Source organism: Bradyrhizobium acaciae, assembly GCF_020889785.1.
Classification (GTDB): Bacteria; Pseudomonadota; Alphaproteobacteria; order Rhizobiales; family Xanthobacteraceae; genus Bradyrhizobium; species Bradyrhizobium acaciae.
Map to the genome: position 1 here is coordinate 1 of NZ_JACMYK010000001.1, position 15,764 is coordinate 15,764.

The following is a 15,764-nucleotide window of genomic DNA, read 5'->3' on the forward strand; positions in this document are numbered from 1 at the left end:
CACCGGCCTTGCGCTCCGCGGTCAGCGCGATCATGGCGACGCTGACGCCGGGAATGGCGCGCACGGCGTTCTCAGCCTGCGCACGCACGCTTTCCCACGCGCGGGCTTCCGCCGCATCGACGTTGATCGAGAAGAACACCTTGCCGTCGGTGACCGTGATCGCCGACAGCACATTGGCGTTGGTCAAGGGGACGCCGCGCGGCGACATCACCTTGGCAAGGCAATCGAGAACCTGTTGCTGCGTCACGCTCACCGCGCATCTCCCGGGCTTTTTAGTGGGGCATGATCTTGTTCGGAAAACCGCTTCGCACTTTTCCGGATCATGCGCCAAGAGTGCACCCATAGAGCGTTGCAGCGCAAAAGGCTACCTCGCTCCGACGTCGTCCCGCCGCTCGGCCGGCGCGGCCGCGCCGCCTTCCTTGGCGGCCTCGTAGTTCAGCTCGATCATGACCCCGTTGGGGTCGTTGACGAATATCTGCCAGAGGTCGCCGCCGGGAACCTGGCGCGAGTCGAACTCCATGCCCTTGGACTGCAGCCGCTGCCGCATCCCGTCAAAGCCCTGGCTGGCAAAGGCGACGTGATGGACGACGCCGGAGTCAGGCTTTTGTGCCTCGTCGGTCGCGGAAATATCGACCAGATGCACGACCGCCTTGCCCTCGCTGTACATCCACGCACCGGGGAACGCGAAGTTCGGCCGCGCACCCTTTTCCAGGCCCAGAATGTCCTCGTAGAACCGCACCGTGGCGGCGAGATTCCGGGTCCGGATATTGAAATGATCGAGCACACCGACGCTCATGCCCATGCGAGACACTCCCTTTTTTGTGAGCTTCTTAGGTGGCCCGATCCTAGCACAAAACCGGGGTCTGCCATCCAACGAAGCCGTTGCCCTCCGCTGCGCAGGGGGTATGGTGCGGCTCCTTCCATGGACGGAATGCCCCGCCCGCCGCGACGTTTTCCGGCGGTCCCAAGGGGGCGATCACCACGGCAAATCACAAGGTAGCAGATATGGCTAAAGTCGCTTTTCTCGGTCTCGGCGTAATGGGTTTCCCGATGGCGGGACACCTCGTGAAAAAGGGCGGCCATGAGGTCACCGTGTACAACCGGACCGCAGCGAAGTCGAAGGAATGGGCCGACAAATTCGGCGGCAAGACTGCGCCGACGCCGAAGGCCGCCGCCGAAGGCCAGGATTTCGTGATGTGCTGCGTCGGCAATGACAACGACCTGCGCGCGGTCACCATCGGCCCCGATGGCGCGTTCGCCGGCATGAAGAAGGGTGCGACCTTCGTCGATCACACCACCGCCTCCGCCGAGGTCGCCCGCGAGCTCGATGCCGCCGCCACCAAGGCCGGCTTCAAGTTCGTCGATGCGCCGGTGTCGGGCGGCCAGGCCGGCGCCGAGAACGGCGTGCTGACGGTGATGTGCGGCGGCAGCGAAGACGCCTACGCGGGCGCCGAGCCTGTTATCACCGGCGCCTATGCACGGATGTGCAAGCTGCTCGGGCCCGCTGGCGCCGGCCAGCTCACCAAGATGGTCAACCAGATCTGCATCGCGGGCCTCGTTCAGGGCCTCTCTGAGGGCATCCACTTCGCCAAGAAGAGTGGCCTCGACGTCGCCGCCGTGATCGAGACCATCTCCAAGGGCGCAGCGCAGTCCTGGCAGATGGAGAACCGCTACAAGACCATGAACGAAGGCAAGTACGATTTCGGCTTCGCCGTCGAGTGGATGCGCAAGGACCTCTCGATCGCGCTGGCGGAAGCCCGCCGCAACGGCGCCACCCTGCCCGCCACCGCGCTGGTCGACCAGTTCTATGCCGAGGTCGAGAAGATGGGCGGCAAGCGCTGGGATACGTCGAGCCTGCTGGCGCGGCTGCAGCGCTAACTCATCAACCTCCCCCTTGCGAGACAGGGCTATCGCAGATGGCAATCGCGGCTTCTGCGACACCCTGTCTCCGCATGGGCGCACTGCCAGAATATCGAAAACAACCCCATGCAAAGTAGCCAGCGGCGCCGGCGTTCGACACGACGACTTGACACGTCGGGCAACTCAGCGGCACAATTCCATTATTCCGAAATCGCGCCAGGAATTGCGGTGAGAGTGCAGTTGATTCAATCGAGGTTGACTTGTGATTCGGCTGGCAGAAATGAGAGTCCGTTAGGTGCACCTTAGTTCCCCAGCGGTAAGTCGGAGGGGGGTCGCCCGGCCCTTCTGACAGGTGAGAGCAGGACTCGCATCAGTTGGGATACTTCTTGGGCTCGCGCTTCTCGCGGCGCGAGCCACCGCCGCTGAGCCGAACACATGGCGCTGTGACGGCAAATACGGCCTTTGCCGCTACCTGAACTGGAAGACGAACCAGGAAATCATACCACCTCGCTTCGAGCGCGGCATGCCGTTCAGCGAAGGCCTGGCTGCGGTCAGTGTTGGCGGCCGGTTTGGATATGTGGACGAGCGCGGCGAGATCGTCATCGGACCGAAGTTCGATCTCGCCGGCGAGTTTGTGCATGGCCTGGCCGAAGTCCTCGTCGGAGACAAGGTCGGGGTCATCGATCGCAGAGGCGCGTTTGTCATTGCACCGAAGTTTCGCCGCGCCATGCCGCTGACGGGAGAAGTGGTCATTGCGGTCGAAGGCAGTGGATCGGGCTATCCGGGCCTTGGAATAATTCCCCACGAGCAGGCGAATTCCGGGCTCTACCATATCTCCGGCTATTGGGTGCGGAAGCCTGAACCGATACGGATCAGCCTGTTCGACAAAGCCGGCCGCGGCCTGATCTGGGCAACCGAGCGCAACGGCAGGCTCTACGGACTGCTGGCGAGCAACGGTGAGTGGGCCGTCGAGCCGCAGTACGAATCTGTTGGGCAGCTTTACGACGAACGCGCGATGGTCCGGAAGCGCGTCGACGGAGTTGAGCTATCCGGTTTCGTCGATCCCACGGGCCAGATCGTAGGCACGCTGCGGCCACTGGACGTACCAAACGGCCAACGGCGGGACTATCGCGCCGGCAACGACAACGGCAAGGTTCTCGACACTTGTCCGAACGGCGTGCGGGCAATCTTGATCGACCGCAAGGTTCAAATCGTCGACGTCGGCGGACAGCCGACCACTCCCTACCTGTTCGACCCCACCGGACGGCCGACCTGCATCGACCCCTTTCCTGTCAGCCTCGACGGAATCTGGAGCTTTGTCGGTGTCGACGGCCACCTGCTGTTCGATCCGCCCGCATTCAAGGACCAGCTTGGCTTCAAGGACGGATATGCCGCCGTGTCGGACGGTCAGAAATGGGGCGTCATCGACACTTCGGGCCGCTTCGTTCTGCCGATGACCTTGGAAAGATACATCGGACGCCGGGACGGACTTTTTCAGGTCGTCATCGCCGGCCGCGAGGTCTGGCTGACGGCAACGGGTGAAGAGCGTCCGGAGCCTCCAGTTGCCCCCACGGCACGGAGCGGGCTCGAATGTGGGCACGGGCTCCGGTTGGTCGAGCGGGACGGCCTGTGGGGCATCAGTGATGACGACGGGACGCTCACAATTCAACCTCGCTACCGCGCGCTCGATTGCTTTCGGGATGGCATTGCCTGGGCGGCCATCGACTCCAAGCGTCAATGGTGCGCACTTGGTCCCGACGGCCTGGTACGGGACAAGCCCGTCTGCAAGACTCAGCACTATCTCATCCGGTGGACCCACTCTTACCCCGAAACGTTCGACGAGGATCCATTTGAGGATAGCGTGCTGTGGTCGCGCGCCTATCTCGACTTCCGCGCAGGCCACCGAGCCGCCGCCCCGAGATGGGTCTCGAATGAGCGCTGAAAAAGTTAATTTAACCTCTGGTTAACGAGTTTCCTTAGCTCTTTAAGTCATCGCTTAATGATTTAGCGTCACAGATAGACAATGCAAAAAGCCCGCGCGGTTCGCGGGCAGGATTTGTGTTGTTGATGAGTAATCCCGCAGAAAAGCCTGAAGTTGTAGCGCTTCCGGCAGGACCTCAGGTGGCGGCGCCGGTGAACAGCCGGCGCGTTGCTGCGCAGCGGGTACGTGAGGCGCGGGATCGGTTAACGTCAACCAGTGGAACCCGCCCGGCGTTCGACGCCGAACTGCTCCGCCAATACGCCCAGACCCGGATATCGGCATCCTACGTCGTGATGCTGCTGGTGGTGGCAACCGGCGTGCTGTTTGGCCTCTGGATGAAGCCGCTCATGGCCGGCGCCTGGACGCTCGGCATCCTCTGCGTCCATGTCGCCATCATCCGCAGCTGCGCCCGCTTCCTCGCCGAGCCCACCTCGGTCGCGGTGACCCGCAAATGGCGGACGCGCTTCGTGCTGCTCGACCTGCTCTACGGCCTGTGCTGGACCGCGATCCTGATCCACCCTGCCGGGCGCGATCTCGCTTCCAACACGCTGATGATGTTCCTGATGATGCTGGTGATCGCAGTCTCCAGCATGCTGGCGGCGAGCCTGCCGATCGCAGCACTCGCGGCGACCGTTCCGGTGACGGTGGGGATCGCGCTCGACCTCGTGCTCAACGGCGCGTTCGACAATTACGTGCTGGCGCTGCTCGCGCTTGCCGCCGAAGGCTATTTCGCCCTGCTGGCGCACCGCCTGCATTCGACCACGCTGGCGACGCTGGAGGCCCGTGCCGAAAAGGACGCGCTGATCGGCGAACTGGAACAGGCCAAGGCGATCTCCGACGAAGCCCGGCACCGCGCCGAATCCGCCAACGTCGCCAAGTCGCGCTTCCTGGCCCAGATGAGCCACGAGCTGCGCACGCCGCTCAACGCCATCCTCGGCTTCTCCGAGGTGATGAAGAGCGAGATTTTCGGCGCGCATGCCGTGCCCGTGTACAAGGAATATTCCGCCGACATCCATAATTCCGGCGTGCACCTGCTCAACCTCATCAACGAAATCCTCGATCTGTCGCGCATCGAGGCTGGCCGCTACGAGCTGAACGAAGAGGCCGTGGCGCTGGTGCATGTCGTCGCCGACTGCCACCATCTGTTGAAGCTGCGCGCCTCGAGCCGCGGCATCACCATCCACGAAGTGTTCGAGCACGGCATGCCGAGGATCTGGGGCGACGAGCGCGCCATCCGCCAGGTCGTGCTCAATCTGCTCTCCAACTCGATCAAGTTCACCCCGCAGGGCGGCGAGATCTGGCTGAAGGTCGGCTGGACTGCGTCGGGCGGGCAGTATCTGAGCGTCAAGGACACCGGCAGCGGCATCGCCGAGGACGAAATCCCGGTCGTGCTGGCCTCGTTCGGCCAGGGCTCCAACTCGATCAAGTCGGCGGAACAGGGCGCGGGCCTTGGCCTGCCGATCGCGAAGAGCCTGATCGACATGCACGGCGGCACCTTCACGCTGAAATCGAAATTGCGTATCGGCACCGAGGTGATCGTGACCTTGCCGCCGGAACGGGTGATGAGCGCGCTGGCGCCGATGGCGGAAGAATCGCCGCCGATGCAGCCGGAGCCGGTCGAGCCCGCGATGAGCGGCGACCGCAAACGCGTGCGCCGCAAGTCGATCATGAGTGCCGGCACCGGATTGTAGAGCATGTCGCGGAAGATCGTGACGCGGTTAACGCCAGAGCCTCTTCCGTTCCGATGGAATCGGAATGGGGCTTCAGATTCTTGTCTCGCCGCGTTTTCTTTACGCGAACCGGTATCCACCTCGCTCGAAAACGCTTTGGCAACAAACGCAAGGCGTTCGCGGCAGGACCATGCTCGCGACAAGAAGCCGAGGCGTGATGCGGCATCCCGCGTCGGCCGGCTTGCGCCGGCGGCGGAAACGGTTCAACAGTTGAACAATGAGCTCAGAAACGCCGTGTATCGCAGTCTGCATGATCGACCCCAGGACGAAGCTCTGCTTCGGCTGTGGTCGCACGCTTCCCGAGATCGCGCGCTGGCACAAGATGGACACCACGGAGCGGCTGTCCGTCATGTCGACGCTGCCGGCGCGCATGGCCGAGGCCGGGCTCGAGCGCATCGAGCCGCGTCCGAAGCGCGCATGACCGGCACCACGACCGGAGGTGCTCCATGACCCGCATCCTCCTCGTCATCCTGCTGCTGATGGCAACCGCCGGCGCCGTCGTCGCCTATGGCGATCCCGATCAGATCGCGCGCGCAAGGCAGAACCTGACCCAGATCTTCGGCCGCACCATCGTCGCCTCAACCTCCTCTTCCAGCTCGGCCCCCGCGGTGCAGATCGCGCGCAGCCAGGGCGGCGAGTTCGCGTTCCGCGCCAAGATCAACGGCGTCAGCGCGCCGATGGTGATCGATACCGGCGCGACCTCGGTCGTGTTGACCTGGGAGACCGCCAAGGCGATCGGGTTGCCGACCGAAATGCTCGAATACAATGTCGACCTGGAGACCGCCGGCGGTCACACCAAGGCGGCGCGCCTGACCCTCGACAGGCTCGCGGTCGGCAAGCTGGTCGAGAAATCCGTGCCGGCCTTGGTGGTGCAGCGCGGGCAGATGAAGACCAACCTGCTCGGCATGAGCTTCCTCGACCGGCTCGAAAGCTGGGGCGTGCGCTCCGACACGCTGAGCCTGACGGGATACCCCGACGTCACCGGCAGCATCAGCACCTCGAGCCGCCACCGGCGCCCGCGCACGGTCGTCGACTAAAGCGCGATGAGATCGGGTTGAATCGTCATCGCGCTTTAGATTCTTGTTTCAGCATGATCTTTTCGGAAAACCGCTACGCACTTTTCCGGATCATGCTCTAGGTTTACCTGTCGTCGTCGTGGATCGACGACGGATGCCGGCACAGTGGCGTGACCTGAATCTCCATGAACGGAAACAGCGGCAGGCTGGACAGGATGTCGTGCAGCTCCTGCGCGCCCGATACATCGAAGATGCTGACATTGGCGTAGCGGCCGGCCACACGCCACAAATGGCGCCAGGCGCCCGTGCGCTGCAACTCCATGGCGCGGACCCGCTCGGCCTGCTTCAGCGCATCGATCTTTTCGGCCGGGATGTCGTGCGGAATCCGCACATCCATTTCGACGTGGAACAGCATGATGATGAACTCTTTTCTGCAAGCAATGACACGGCACCATGGAGACGGCGTGGAGCCGCCGCGGATCGCGGCGGCTCCACGATCTGTCTACCAGATCGTCAGCCCTATCGTCAGCCTTGCCCTCAGCCTTGTCGTCAGCCTTGCACCAGGCCGCGACTGACGAGGTTGATGTCGTCGGGGTTGACGAGATCCTTTGCCGTCCAGCCCGAGACGTCGTAGTCGCTCATGCAATTGCGCACGAAATCCTGCATCGCGCCGAGGTCGCCGGTGGCGCTCGCGGCCATCAGGGTCTCGACCCGCAGGTTCTCGTAATTGCCCGCATAGTTGCGTTCGTAGAGTTCGTGCCGGCCGCCGAACTCGGAGCCGACCGCGTCCCAGAGCAGCTTGAGCAGCTTGATCCGGTCGATCGCGGCATAGCCGTTGGAGCCGCGCACGAAGCGGTCGAGATAGGGCCGGATCGCCTCGCTCTCCAGATCGGCCGAGCTCGACGGCAGATAGATCAGGCCGCTCGCGACATGGCGCTCGATCAACTCCTTGATTCGGGGATACGCCATCGGCGCGAACACACGATAGGCCAGCCCGTAGTTCAGATTGGGAAGATTGTAGCCATCGGTCCCCTGCCAGTCGATCGGCGATTTCACCATCGCATCGGCAATGCCGTGGAACAGATTGCGCCAGGCAATCACCTCGCCCACCGCGGTCTGCACGCCGCGGAAATCCTTCGAGCCGGTCGCCTCGACGGCCATCGAGAACAGGCCGGCGATGAAGTCGAGCTTGACGGCAAGGCGCGTCACGCCGTGCAGCGTGAAACGCGGGATGAAGCCCGACGCCGGGAAGAACTGGTTGATCTTGTCGACATCGCCATAGATGAAGACGTTCTCCCAGGGCACCAGCACCTTGTCGAAAACGAGGATCGAGTCGTTCTCGTCGAAGCGGCTCGACAGCGGATAATCGAACGGCGAACCGGTCGCGGCCGCGGTGAATTCGTAGGACGAGCGGGCGATCAGCTTGATGCCCTTGGCATCCATCGGCGCCGTGAAGATCAGCGCAAACGACTTGTCCTTGATCGGGATGCCGTAGTGGGCGATGAAATTATAGTGCGTCAGCGCCGAGCCGGTCGCGACCACCTTCGCGCCCGAGACGATCAGGCCGGCGTCGGTCTCTTTCTCGACATGCATGAAGACGTCGCGCACCTCCTCGATGGCGCGGTCGCGGTCGATCGGCGGATTGACGATGGCGTGATTCCAGAAGTCGATCCGTTCCTGGGTTCGCGAATACCACTTCTTTGCGTTGCCGGCGTATTCGCCATAGAAGCCCGAATTCGCACCGAGCGTGCCGAGGAAGGCCGCCTTGTAGTCCGGCGAGCGGCCCATCCAGCCATACGCGACCTTCTGCAGTTCGGCGATCGCATCGCGGCCCTTGATCAGATCATCGGCCGTTTTCGAACCGAGGAAGAACGGATGGGTCAACTGGCCCGAGCCGGTGTCGGTCAGGACGCCGATCTGGTCCTTCTTCTCGTGGAAGCGATCATACCAGCGCGCCACCATGCGCGCCGAATTGCGGAAGGCGGGATGCTGGGTGACGTTCTTGACGCGCTCGCCATAGATGTAGATTTCCCGGCCGTCCTGGATGCTGTCCAGGAATTCCGCGCCGGTGTAGACGCTGGTGGTTGACGCAGGCACATCGGCCCGCAGGGCTGCTGCTGTAGTCATGGGTTTCTCCTCCGCTTGTGTCGTCGGACCGGTAGGCGTTGCCGCACCGGCCCGGACCATCCCGTCACGCTCTTGGTTGGTGTGACATCGGAGGAAAAGCTACGCGCTCACCCGGCGCGGGCGAAAGGTATCACACCATACCGCGCAGTCCGCCGCGGCTCGGGCTATGAGTCAGCTCGCACGGACCGGACGACAGCGATCGTCCAGCCGATGCAACACCGCGGCTGATGCAGCAATGCACAGCACGGCATAGGGAGCAAAAACCGGAGCGAGCCATGGTCGAAGGTTTGGGCAAAGGTTTTGACAGCACCGCTGTCGCTTTCCATCGCGATGGCGAATTGGTCCTCGACGCGTGCGTCGTCACGATCGGCGCATTTGACGGCGTCCACCGCGGCCATCAGGAACTGCTTCGGCAGACCATTGCGGCAGCGCAACGCAGCGGTGTTCCTGCCGTGGTCTACACTTTCGATCCGCCACCAAAGGTGTATTTCGGCCAGGCCGAGGCGTTGATCCCGCTCCGAGAAAAGCTCGAGCGCATCGCAACATTCGCGCCCGATCATGTCGTCGTCGCCGACTTCAACCAGATCTATGTCCGCCGCACCGCGGCCGACTTCCTTGCAGAACTGCAGCGCCTGCACCCGCGTGAAGTGATCGTCGGCGAAGACTTCCGCTTCGGGTCCTGCAAGGGTGGCACCGCGTTGCTGCTGCGGCAACATTTCAACACGCGCATCCTGCCGCCGGTGCGCTGCAGCAATGGCGAGATCGTCTCCAGCAGCCGGATCCGCGCGCTGCGACGATCCGGCCTTGCCGCCGCCGCGTCGGCGCTGGAGAACTGGCGAGACATCGTGACCGTACCATCGGCCAATCGACCGAGCCTGGTCGAACTCGAGGTCGCCAGCCAATGACCGCCATCGATCCACGCGAGCTGCGCAACGCCTGCGGCCAGTTCGGCACCGGCGTCACCATCATCACGACGCATTGCGAGGGGCGCGATCACGGCATGACGGCCAATGCCTTCATGTCCGTCTCCCTCGATCCACCGCTGGTCGCGATCTCGATCGCGAAAAGCGCGAAGATGCTTTGCAACATCCAGAACACCGGCCGCTTTGCCGTCAGCGTTCTCGCCGAGGGCATGGAGGACCTTGCCTGGCATTTCGCCGGCAAGCCCAGGCTCGACCTCCGCGACGTGTTCGAACGCCGCAACGAGCTGCCCGTGATCGCCGATGCGGCGGCGTATTTCGTCACCGACCTCGCCGACGAGATCGTCGCCGGAGACCACACCATCTTCATCGGCCATGTCCGCGAGATGGCGCTGGAGCCCGGCAAGAAGCCGCTGCTGTTCTTCCGCGGCCGCTTCGGCAGCCTTGCCGACCCGCACCCCGCGCCCGCGACGCTGGAGAACGCTGCTTACGAATTTGTTTGGTGAGACCACCAACCGATATTCCCGAAAACGGGGATGCAAGTTTGAGGAAACTGCAAGAAAAGGAGGAAACGACCATGCTGAACGTCACCAAGGACACCATCACCGACCACGTCATCGCCGCGCTCGCGAAGGATATTCCGGATCGCAACCGCCAGATCATGACGAGCCTGATCCGCCACATGCACGACTTCTGCAAGGAGGTCGACCTGACCTTCGCCGAGTGGTTCGCGGCGTGCGAATTCCTGCGCCGCGCCGGCGACATCTCGGACGAGAAGCGCAACGAGTTCATCCTGATCGCGGATATTCTCGGGGTCGAGGTGCTGGTCGACATGCTCGACCACCGGGTCACCGACGGTGAGAGCGAGTCGACCGTGCTCGGGCCGTTCTACCGGGAAAATCCGCCGGTGCTGCCCAAAGGCGCTTCCATCATCAAGAAAACGTTCGATAACGCGCAGACCGTCAGGGTGTCAGGGCGCATCAGCGACACGGCGGGACGACCGATCGAGGGTGTCACCATCGACGTCTGGGAAGACGCGCCGAACGGGCTCTACGATCTGCAAGACCCCGAGCAGCCGGCCTATAATCTGCGCGGACGCTTCACGACCGACGCCAACGGCGAATACGCCTTCGTGGCGCTGCGTCCCGAACCCTACCCGATCCCCTATGACGGCGCCGGCGGCGAGTTGCTGAAGTACATGGGCCACCATCCCTGGCGTCCGGGCCACATCCACTTCATGCTCTCCAAGGACGGCTATCAATCGCTGATCTCGCAGATCTACGATTCCGAGACCAAGTATCTCGACAACGACTCGGTATTCGCGGTGAAGCAGAGCCTGATCGGCAAGTTCGCGAAGGCACCCGCCGGGGCCGACACCGATCTCGTGCTCGACTTCGACTTCAAGCTCAAGAAGGCGGCCGTCGAGCGGCTCGTCGCGGCCGAGTAACACGTACCAAGCCCGCCGGACCTCGAAAGCCCGGCGGGCTCAACTTGATCTGACCTGTGAGGACTTATGAGCCGTGCCGTGATCGACATCGCCGTACCTGTGGAGCAAGTGCAGCCGCCCGCGAAGGACACTGTGATCCGCAGCATCCGCGCCACCATCGTGGAAGCGCCGACCCGCCGGCGACACAAGCTTTCGAACACGGAAGTCACGCATCAGGGCTACGTGCTGGTGCGCGTCCAGCTCGACAATGGCGTCACGGGTATCGGCGAAGCCTCGACACTGGGTGGACCGCGTTGGGCCGAGGAGAGCGTGGAATCGATCAAGGCTGCCGTCACGAATTATCTGGCGCCGGCGCTGCTCGGGCAACCTGCCCTCGCCTTCGAAGCCAATGCGCTGCGTATGAGCAAGGCCGCCACCCGCAATTTCGCGGCCAAGGGCGCGATCGAATCCGCCCTGATCGACGCCGCCGGCAAGACGCTCGGCCTTCCCGCCAGCGCCCTGCTCGGCGGCGCCGTGCGCCAGCGCATGGAGGTGATCTGGGCGCTGGCCTCGGGCGATAGCGGCCAGGAGCTGGAGGAAGCCAGGGAGAAGCTCCGGCGCCGCGAGCACCGCCAGTTCAAGATCAAGTTCGGCTTCAACCGCCCGCAAGCGGATTTGAAGCGGTTGCAGACGCTTCGCGCCGGTCTCGGCGACGAGGTACGCCTGATCGTCGATGTCAACCAGGGCTGGACCGAGGCCGAATGCATCCGCTTCATGCCTGCGCTGGAGGAGCTGGATGTCGCGCTGGTCGAACAACCGGTTTCGGCGCTGCAGCTGGAAGCCATGGCGCGTGTCGCGGCCCGCACCTCCATCCCGTTGCTGGTCGACGAGGCCGCCTTCACCAAGGAGGAGATCGCCCGTGTCGCCACGATGGGCTGCGGCAGCGTCTACTCGCTGAAGCTCGTCAAGAGCGGCGGCCTGTTCGAGATGAAGCGCGCCGCGGCAGTCGCGGGCGCCCATGGGCTCGAGCTCTATGGCGGCTGCCTGCTGGAAAGCAGCATCGGCGCCGCCGCGCATCTCGCCGCATTCGCCACCCTGCCCGGGCTCGAATGGGGCACTGAGCATTTCGGTCCGCGAATTCTCGTCGAGGATCTCGTCGTCAACCCGATCAGATTCGACACGTTCGAGATCTGCGTCCCCGATGGCCCCGGCCTCGGCGTAGAGGTCGACGAGGACAAGATCCGCGCCTTCGCCCGGAAGGATTAGCCGGATGGCGTCATTCCCGCGGACAATTGACAATCCTGGGACCCACGCCCAGTCTTTGCGCTGGAACCATCTTGATCGCACGCTGATGACGACGCGGTATCGAACCCCGCAGGCCTTTCCCGCAGCTTCTCCGGAAGTGTGCGAACACACGTCCGGCTGACCGTGACCGATCGCGACGATGTCATGGATCTCAGGCGACTGGTCTATTTCGTCGCCGTCGCCGAGGAATTGCATTTCGGCCGTGCCGCATCGCGGCTCGCGATCGCACAGCCGCCGCTCAGCCGGCAGATCGCCCAGCTGGAGAGCGATCTCGGCGTCATGCTGATCGACCGGAGTCGAAGCCAGATCCGGCTGACCCAGGCCGGCAGCGTTCTGCTGGAGCGTGCGCGCGACGTGCTGGAGCGGCTCGACCGCACCCATCGCGAGATCAAGCGGATCGGAGAGGGTTTTTCGGGACACCTGCGTGTCGCCTTCGTCGGATCGGCGACCTATGGCGTGCTGCCCAACGTGATCAAGGCGTTTCGTTCGGCCTATCCCGACGTCGAGCTCGCGCTGTCGGCGATGAACAACGCCGAGCAGAAGCGCGCGGTGATCCAGCGCGAGATCGATATCGCCGTCGCCCGGCCCTCGCTCGAGGACGAGGAGCTGAAGTCGGAGCCGCTGCTGCAGGAGCCGTTGATCCTCGCGCTGTCTGATACCTCGCCCCTGCTTGAACGCCAGGTCACGCGGCTGTCGGCGCTGAAGGCCGAGACATTCGTGCTCTACCCGCGCAAGCCGCGCCCGAGCTTCGCCGACCACATTCTCAGCATCTGTCTCGAAGAGGGCTTCATTCCGAAATCGCAGGTGCTGGCGCAGGACTATCAGACCGCAATCAGCCTGGTGTCGGTCGGCGTCGGCATCGCGCTGGTGCCGAAATCAGTCTCGCAGGCGGAGCGCCCCGGCGTCGCCTATCGCGCCTATGAGGGATATAACCCGGGCACCGCGCTGTCGCTGAACTATCGGCGCGACAATCGGATGCCGCATCTCTTCAATTTCCTGAAGATCGCGCAAGACGTCACGCGGCGTCAGCGCAAGCAGTAATCTGCCCCGTCAGGCCGCGACCGGCACAAGCGCACGATCGTCAACGCGTGCGATCGCATCACGCAGCACCTCGATCCCGGCGCCCGGCCGAACGCCGTTCTCCGCGAGGTGCCTGCGGAACGCACGCGCGCCGGGGACGCCATGGAAGGCGCCGACGAAGTGACGCGTGATCGAATGCAGCCGCGTGCCTTCGGCCAGTTGCCGCTCGATATAGGGCAGCATCGCTTCGAATACGTCCTTCATCGTCGCGTGCGGCTGAGTCTCACCGAACAGCTCGGAATCGACAGTGAGCAGCCGCCACGGCTCCTGATAGGCCGCCCGCCCCAGCATCACGCCATCGACATGCGCCAGATGCTGCTTCGCCTCGGCGACGCTCGTGATGCCGCCGTTGATGATGATGGGGACGTCCGGCAGCGTCGCCTTCAGGCGGTAGACGCGATCATAGTCGAGCGGCGGGATGTCGCGGTTCTCCTTCGGCGACAATCCGTTCAGCCAGGCCTTGCGCGCGTGCACGACGAGCGCATCCGCGCCGGCGGCAATCACGCCGCGAGCCAGCGTATCGAGCGCGACCTCCGGATCCTGGTCATCGATGCCGATCCGGCATTTCACCGTGACGGGAATCCGCACCGCGCGCTTCATCGCCGCAACGCCTTCGGCGACCAGCGCCGGCTCGGCCATCAGGCAGGCACCGAAACGGCCATCCTTCACCCGATCGGACGGACAGCCGACATTCAGATTGATCTCGTCGTAACCGAACTGCTCGCCGATCTGCGCAGCAGTCGCGAGGTCACCCGGATCGGAACCACCAAGCTGCAGCGCCACCGGATGCTCGCTGACATCGAAGCCGAGCAGCCGCGCCCGATCACCGTGGATCACGGCGCCGGTCGTCAGCATCTCCGTATAAAGCCGCGCCCGCCGCGACATCAGACGATGGAAGACGCGGCAATGCCGGTCGGTCCAGTCCATCATCGGGGCCACAGAAAAGCGATAGTCTTGCGATTTCAATTATTTACCTTACGCTTCAACAGGATGAACCATGAACGTGTGAACTCCAAACTAGCCGAAATTGCACACGTTTGTACCCGTTTTGACCTGTCAGCGCACACATAGCGCACACGAAATAGGGAGTGCACACGGCCGTGGCCAGCTTCATTCAGCTGCCGTCCGGGAACTGGCGAGTCCAGGTCCGCCGCAAGAGCCGCTACGTGGCAGAGACCTTTCGCCGCCGCAGGGACGGTGAAGACTGGGCGCTCGAAATGGAGCGCAGCATTGATCGCAACGGGTCCCCCAAGCCGCGCGCTGCCGTCAAGGCCAAAACGTTCGGCGACATCATCGATCTGCATGTTGAGGACATGCACGAGGTCGGCCGCCCTCCCCGCCGATCGAAGGCGGCTGTCCTGGAGGCACTTAAGGAGGATCTCGGATCGACGAAGCTTCCCCAGCTCGATCGTGCACGGCTCATCGAATATGGCCGGAAGCGAGCAAAGGAAGGTGCCGGCCCAGCCACCCTCGCAATCGATATGTCGTTTATCCGGACCGTCGCGACGCACGCAGCAGCCGTTCATGGCATCGAAGTATCCGCCGAAGAAGTTCGCCTGGCCCGCTTCGCGCTGAAGCATCTGGGTCTGGTCGGAACGTCAGATGAGCGAGACCGGCGCCCAACTCAAGATGAGCTCGACGAGCTCATCCAATACTTCGAGACTAATCCTCGACAGATTATCCCGATGGACCGCATTGTTCGGTACGCTGTTGCGACCACGATGAGACAAGAGGAGATCTGCCGGCCCGACTGGCCGCACGTCGACATGAAGACCCGGATTCTCACGATTATCGACCGCAAGGATCCGAGAAAGAAAACAGGTAACGATCAGAAGGTCCCGCTCCTCAATCTGACCGGTTATGATGCCTGGGAGATTCTGCTCCAACAGCGGATCATCACCAGAGGTCAGGGTCGGGTATTCCCATACAATCACAGGTCAATAAGTGCGGCATTCACGCGTGCCTGCGAGGAATTGAAGATCGAGGATTTGCATTTTCACGATCTTCGGCACGAAGGCACCAGCCGCCTCTTTGAAGCTGGACTGTCGATCGAGAAAGTCGCCTTAGTTACTGGCCACAAGGATTGGCGTACGCTGCGGCGCTACACAAAACTGAAGCCAGAAGAACTCCATAAATTGCAAACGGCACCCCAGCCATCGCTGGAGGAATTGATCGAGACGCTTATCGCATCCTAGCGAGAGGATGCGGCCCACTCGGTCGACCTTCCCTCAGTGTGGAACTTACCAGTTGCGCGAACGCCCACGGCATGTGCGGCTAAAGCTATGGGGATCCTGTATATTGTCCGAGTCGAACGGGCTG

At 63.2% G+C, this 15,764-nt stretch carries 16 protein-coding genes; 11 read left to right on the forward strand and 5 right to left on the reverse strand.

What is annotated here, in order from left to right:
• Both H8A92_RS00005 and H8A92_RS00010 read right to left on the reverse strand, forming a co-directional pair.
• Positions 1 to 253, reverse strand: a 253-nt coding sequence (locus tag H8A92_RS00005; protein ID WP_229193767.1) for an iron-sulfur cluster assembly protein, incomplete at its 3' end; no start/stop codon positions are given.
• Between the two features lie 111 nt (positions 254 to 364).
• A complete protein-coding gene (locus H8A92_RS00010) occupies positions 365 to 802 on the reverse strand; it encodes a VOC family protein (protein WP_050400268.1) in 438 nt (145 codons plus the stop codon).
• 203 nt (positions 803 to 1,005) lie between these two features.
• Between H8A92_RS00010 and H8A92_RS00015 the strand changes: the two genes are divergently transcribed.
• From H8A92_RS00015 to H8A92_RS00035, 5 genes are all read left to right on the forward strand, one after another.
• The gene (locus H8A92_RS00015; protein ID WP_229193769.1) at positions 1,006 to 1,878 is read left to right on the forward strand and encodes an NAD(P)-dependent oxidoreductase; all 873 of its coding nucleotides are present in this window, start codon (positions 1,006 to 1,008) and stop codon (positions 1,876 to 1,878) included.
• A 334-nt stretch (positions 1,879 to 2,212) separates the two neighbouring features.
• Entirely contained in the window at positions 2,213 to 3,802 is a 1,590-nt protein-coding gene (locus tag H8A92_RS00020) for a WG repeat-containing protein (RefSeq protein ID WP_229193771.1), read from the forward strand.
• 125 nt (positions 3,803 to 3,927) lie between these two features.
• Positions 3,928 to 5,532 (forward strand): sensor histidine kinase, encoded by a 1,605-nt coding sequence (locus H8A92_RS00025; RefSeq protein ID WP_229193773.1) that lies wholly within the window; start codon positions 3,928 to 3,930, stop codon positions 5,530 to 5,532.
• 256 nt (positions 5,533 to 5,788) lie between these two features.
• On the forward strand, positions 5,789 to 5,992 hold the full coding sequence (locus H8A92_RS00030) for a DUF1289 domain-containing protein (RefSeq protein WP_163151374.1): 204 nt from the start codon (positions 5,789 to 5,791) through the stop codon (positions 5,990 to 5,992).
• Between the two features lie 25 nt (positions 5,993 to 6,017).
• A complete protein-coding gene (locus tag H8A92_RS00035) occupies positions 6,018 to 6,608 on the forward strand; it encodes a TIGR02281 family clan AA aspartic protease (RefSeq protein ID WP_229193776.1) in 591 nt (196 codons plus the stop codon).
• A 103-nt stretch (positions 6,609 to 6,711) separates the two neighbouring features.
• Here the strand turns inward: H8A92_RS00035 and catC are convergent, their stop codons facing one another.
• The gene (catC, locus tag H8A92_RS00040; RefSeq protein WP_163151442.1) at positions 6,712 to 7,002 is read right to left on the reverse strand and encodes a muconolactone Delta-isomerase; all 291 of its coding nucleotides are present in this window, start codon (positions 7,000 to 7,002) and stop codon (positions 6,712 to 6,714) included.
• Positions 7,003 to 7,136: 134 nt separating this feature from the next.
• Positions 7,137 to 8,714, reverse strand: coding sequence for a 4-hydroxyphenylacetate 3-hydroxylase family protein (locus H8A92_RS00045; protein ID WP_229193779.1), 1,578 nt, complete (start codon positions 8,712 to 8,714; stop codon positions 7,137 to 7,139).
• A gap of 275 nt (positions 8,715 to 8,989) precedes the next feature.
• On the opposite strand from H8A92_RS00045, the gene H8A92_RS00050 reads away from it, so the two are divergent.
• The 5 genes from H8A92_RS00050 to H8A92_RS00070 all read left to right on the forward strand — a co-directional run bounded on the left by H8A92_RS00050 (position 8,990) and on the right by H8A92_RS00070 (position 13,406).
• A complete protein-coding gene (locus H8A92_RS00050; RefSeq protein WP_229193782.1) occupies positions 8,990 to 9,619 on the forward strand; it encodes an FAD synthetase in 630 nt (209 codons plus the stop codon).
• Positions 9,616 to 10,140: a flavin reductase family protein gene (locus tag H8A92_RS00055; RefSeq protein ID WP_229193784.1), complete on the forward strand. Its 525-nt coding sequence runs from the start codon at positions 9,616 to 9,618 to the stop codon at positions 10,138 to 10,140. Before H8A92_RS00050 ends, H8A92_RS00055 begins: the two co-directional genes overlap by 4 nt.
• 71 nt (positions 10,141 to 10,211) lie before the next feature.
• Positions 10,212 to 11,081: an intradiol ring-cleavage dioxygenase gene (locus H8A92_RS00060; protein WP_229193785.1), complete on the forward strand. Its 870-nt coding sequence runs from the start codon at positions 10,212 to 10,214 to the stop codon at positions 11,079 to 11,081.
• A gap of 66 nt (positions 11,082 to 11,147) precedes the next feature.
• Complete coding sequence (locus tag H8A92_RS00065) at positions 11,148 to 12,326, forward strand: muconate/chloromuconate family cycloisomerase (RefSeq protein ID WP_229193786.1); 1,179 nt, start codon at positions 11,148 to 11,150, stop codon at positions 12,324 to 12,326.
• 162 nt (positions 12,327 to 12,488) lie between these two features.
• A complete protein-coding gene (locus H8A92_RS00070; RefSeq protein ID WP_338026482.1) occupies positions 12,489 to 13,406 on the forward strand; it encodes a LysR family transcriptional regulator in 918 nt (305 codons plus the stop codon).
• Between the two features lie 9 nt (positions 13,407 to 13,415).
• Here H8A92_RS00070 and dusA read toward each other — a convergent pair whose 3' ends face one another.
• On the reverse strand, positions 13,416 to 14,411 hold the full coding sequence (dusA, locus tag H8A92_RS00075; RefSeq protein ID WP_274613177.1) for a tRNA dihydrouridine(20/20a) synthase DusA: 996 nt from the start codon (positions 14,409 to 14,411) through the stop codon (positions 13,416 to 13,418).
• 134 nt (positions 14,412 to 14,545) lie between these two features.
• Here dusA and H8A92_RS00080 point away from each other — a divergent pair, with 134 nt between their 5' ends.
• The gene (locus H8A92_RS00080; protein WP_229193787.1) at positions 14,546 to 15,640 is read left to right on the forward strand and encodes a site-specific integrase; all 1,095 of its coding nucleotides are present in this window, start codon (positions 14,546 to 14,548) and stop codon (positions 15,638 to 15,640) included.
• Positions 15,641 to 15,764: the final 124 nt, after the last annotated feature.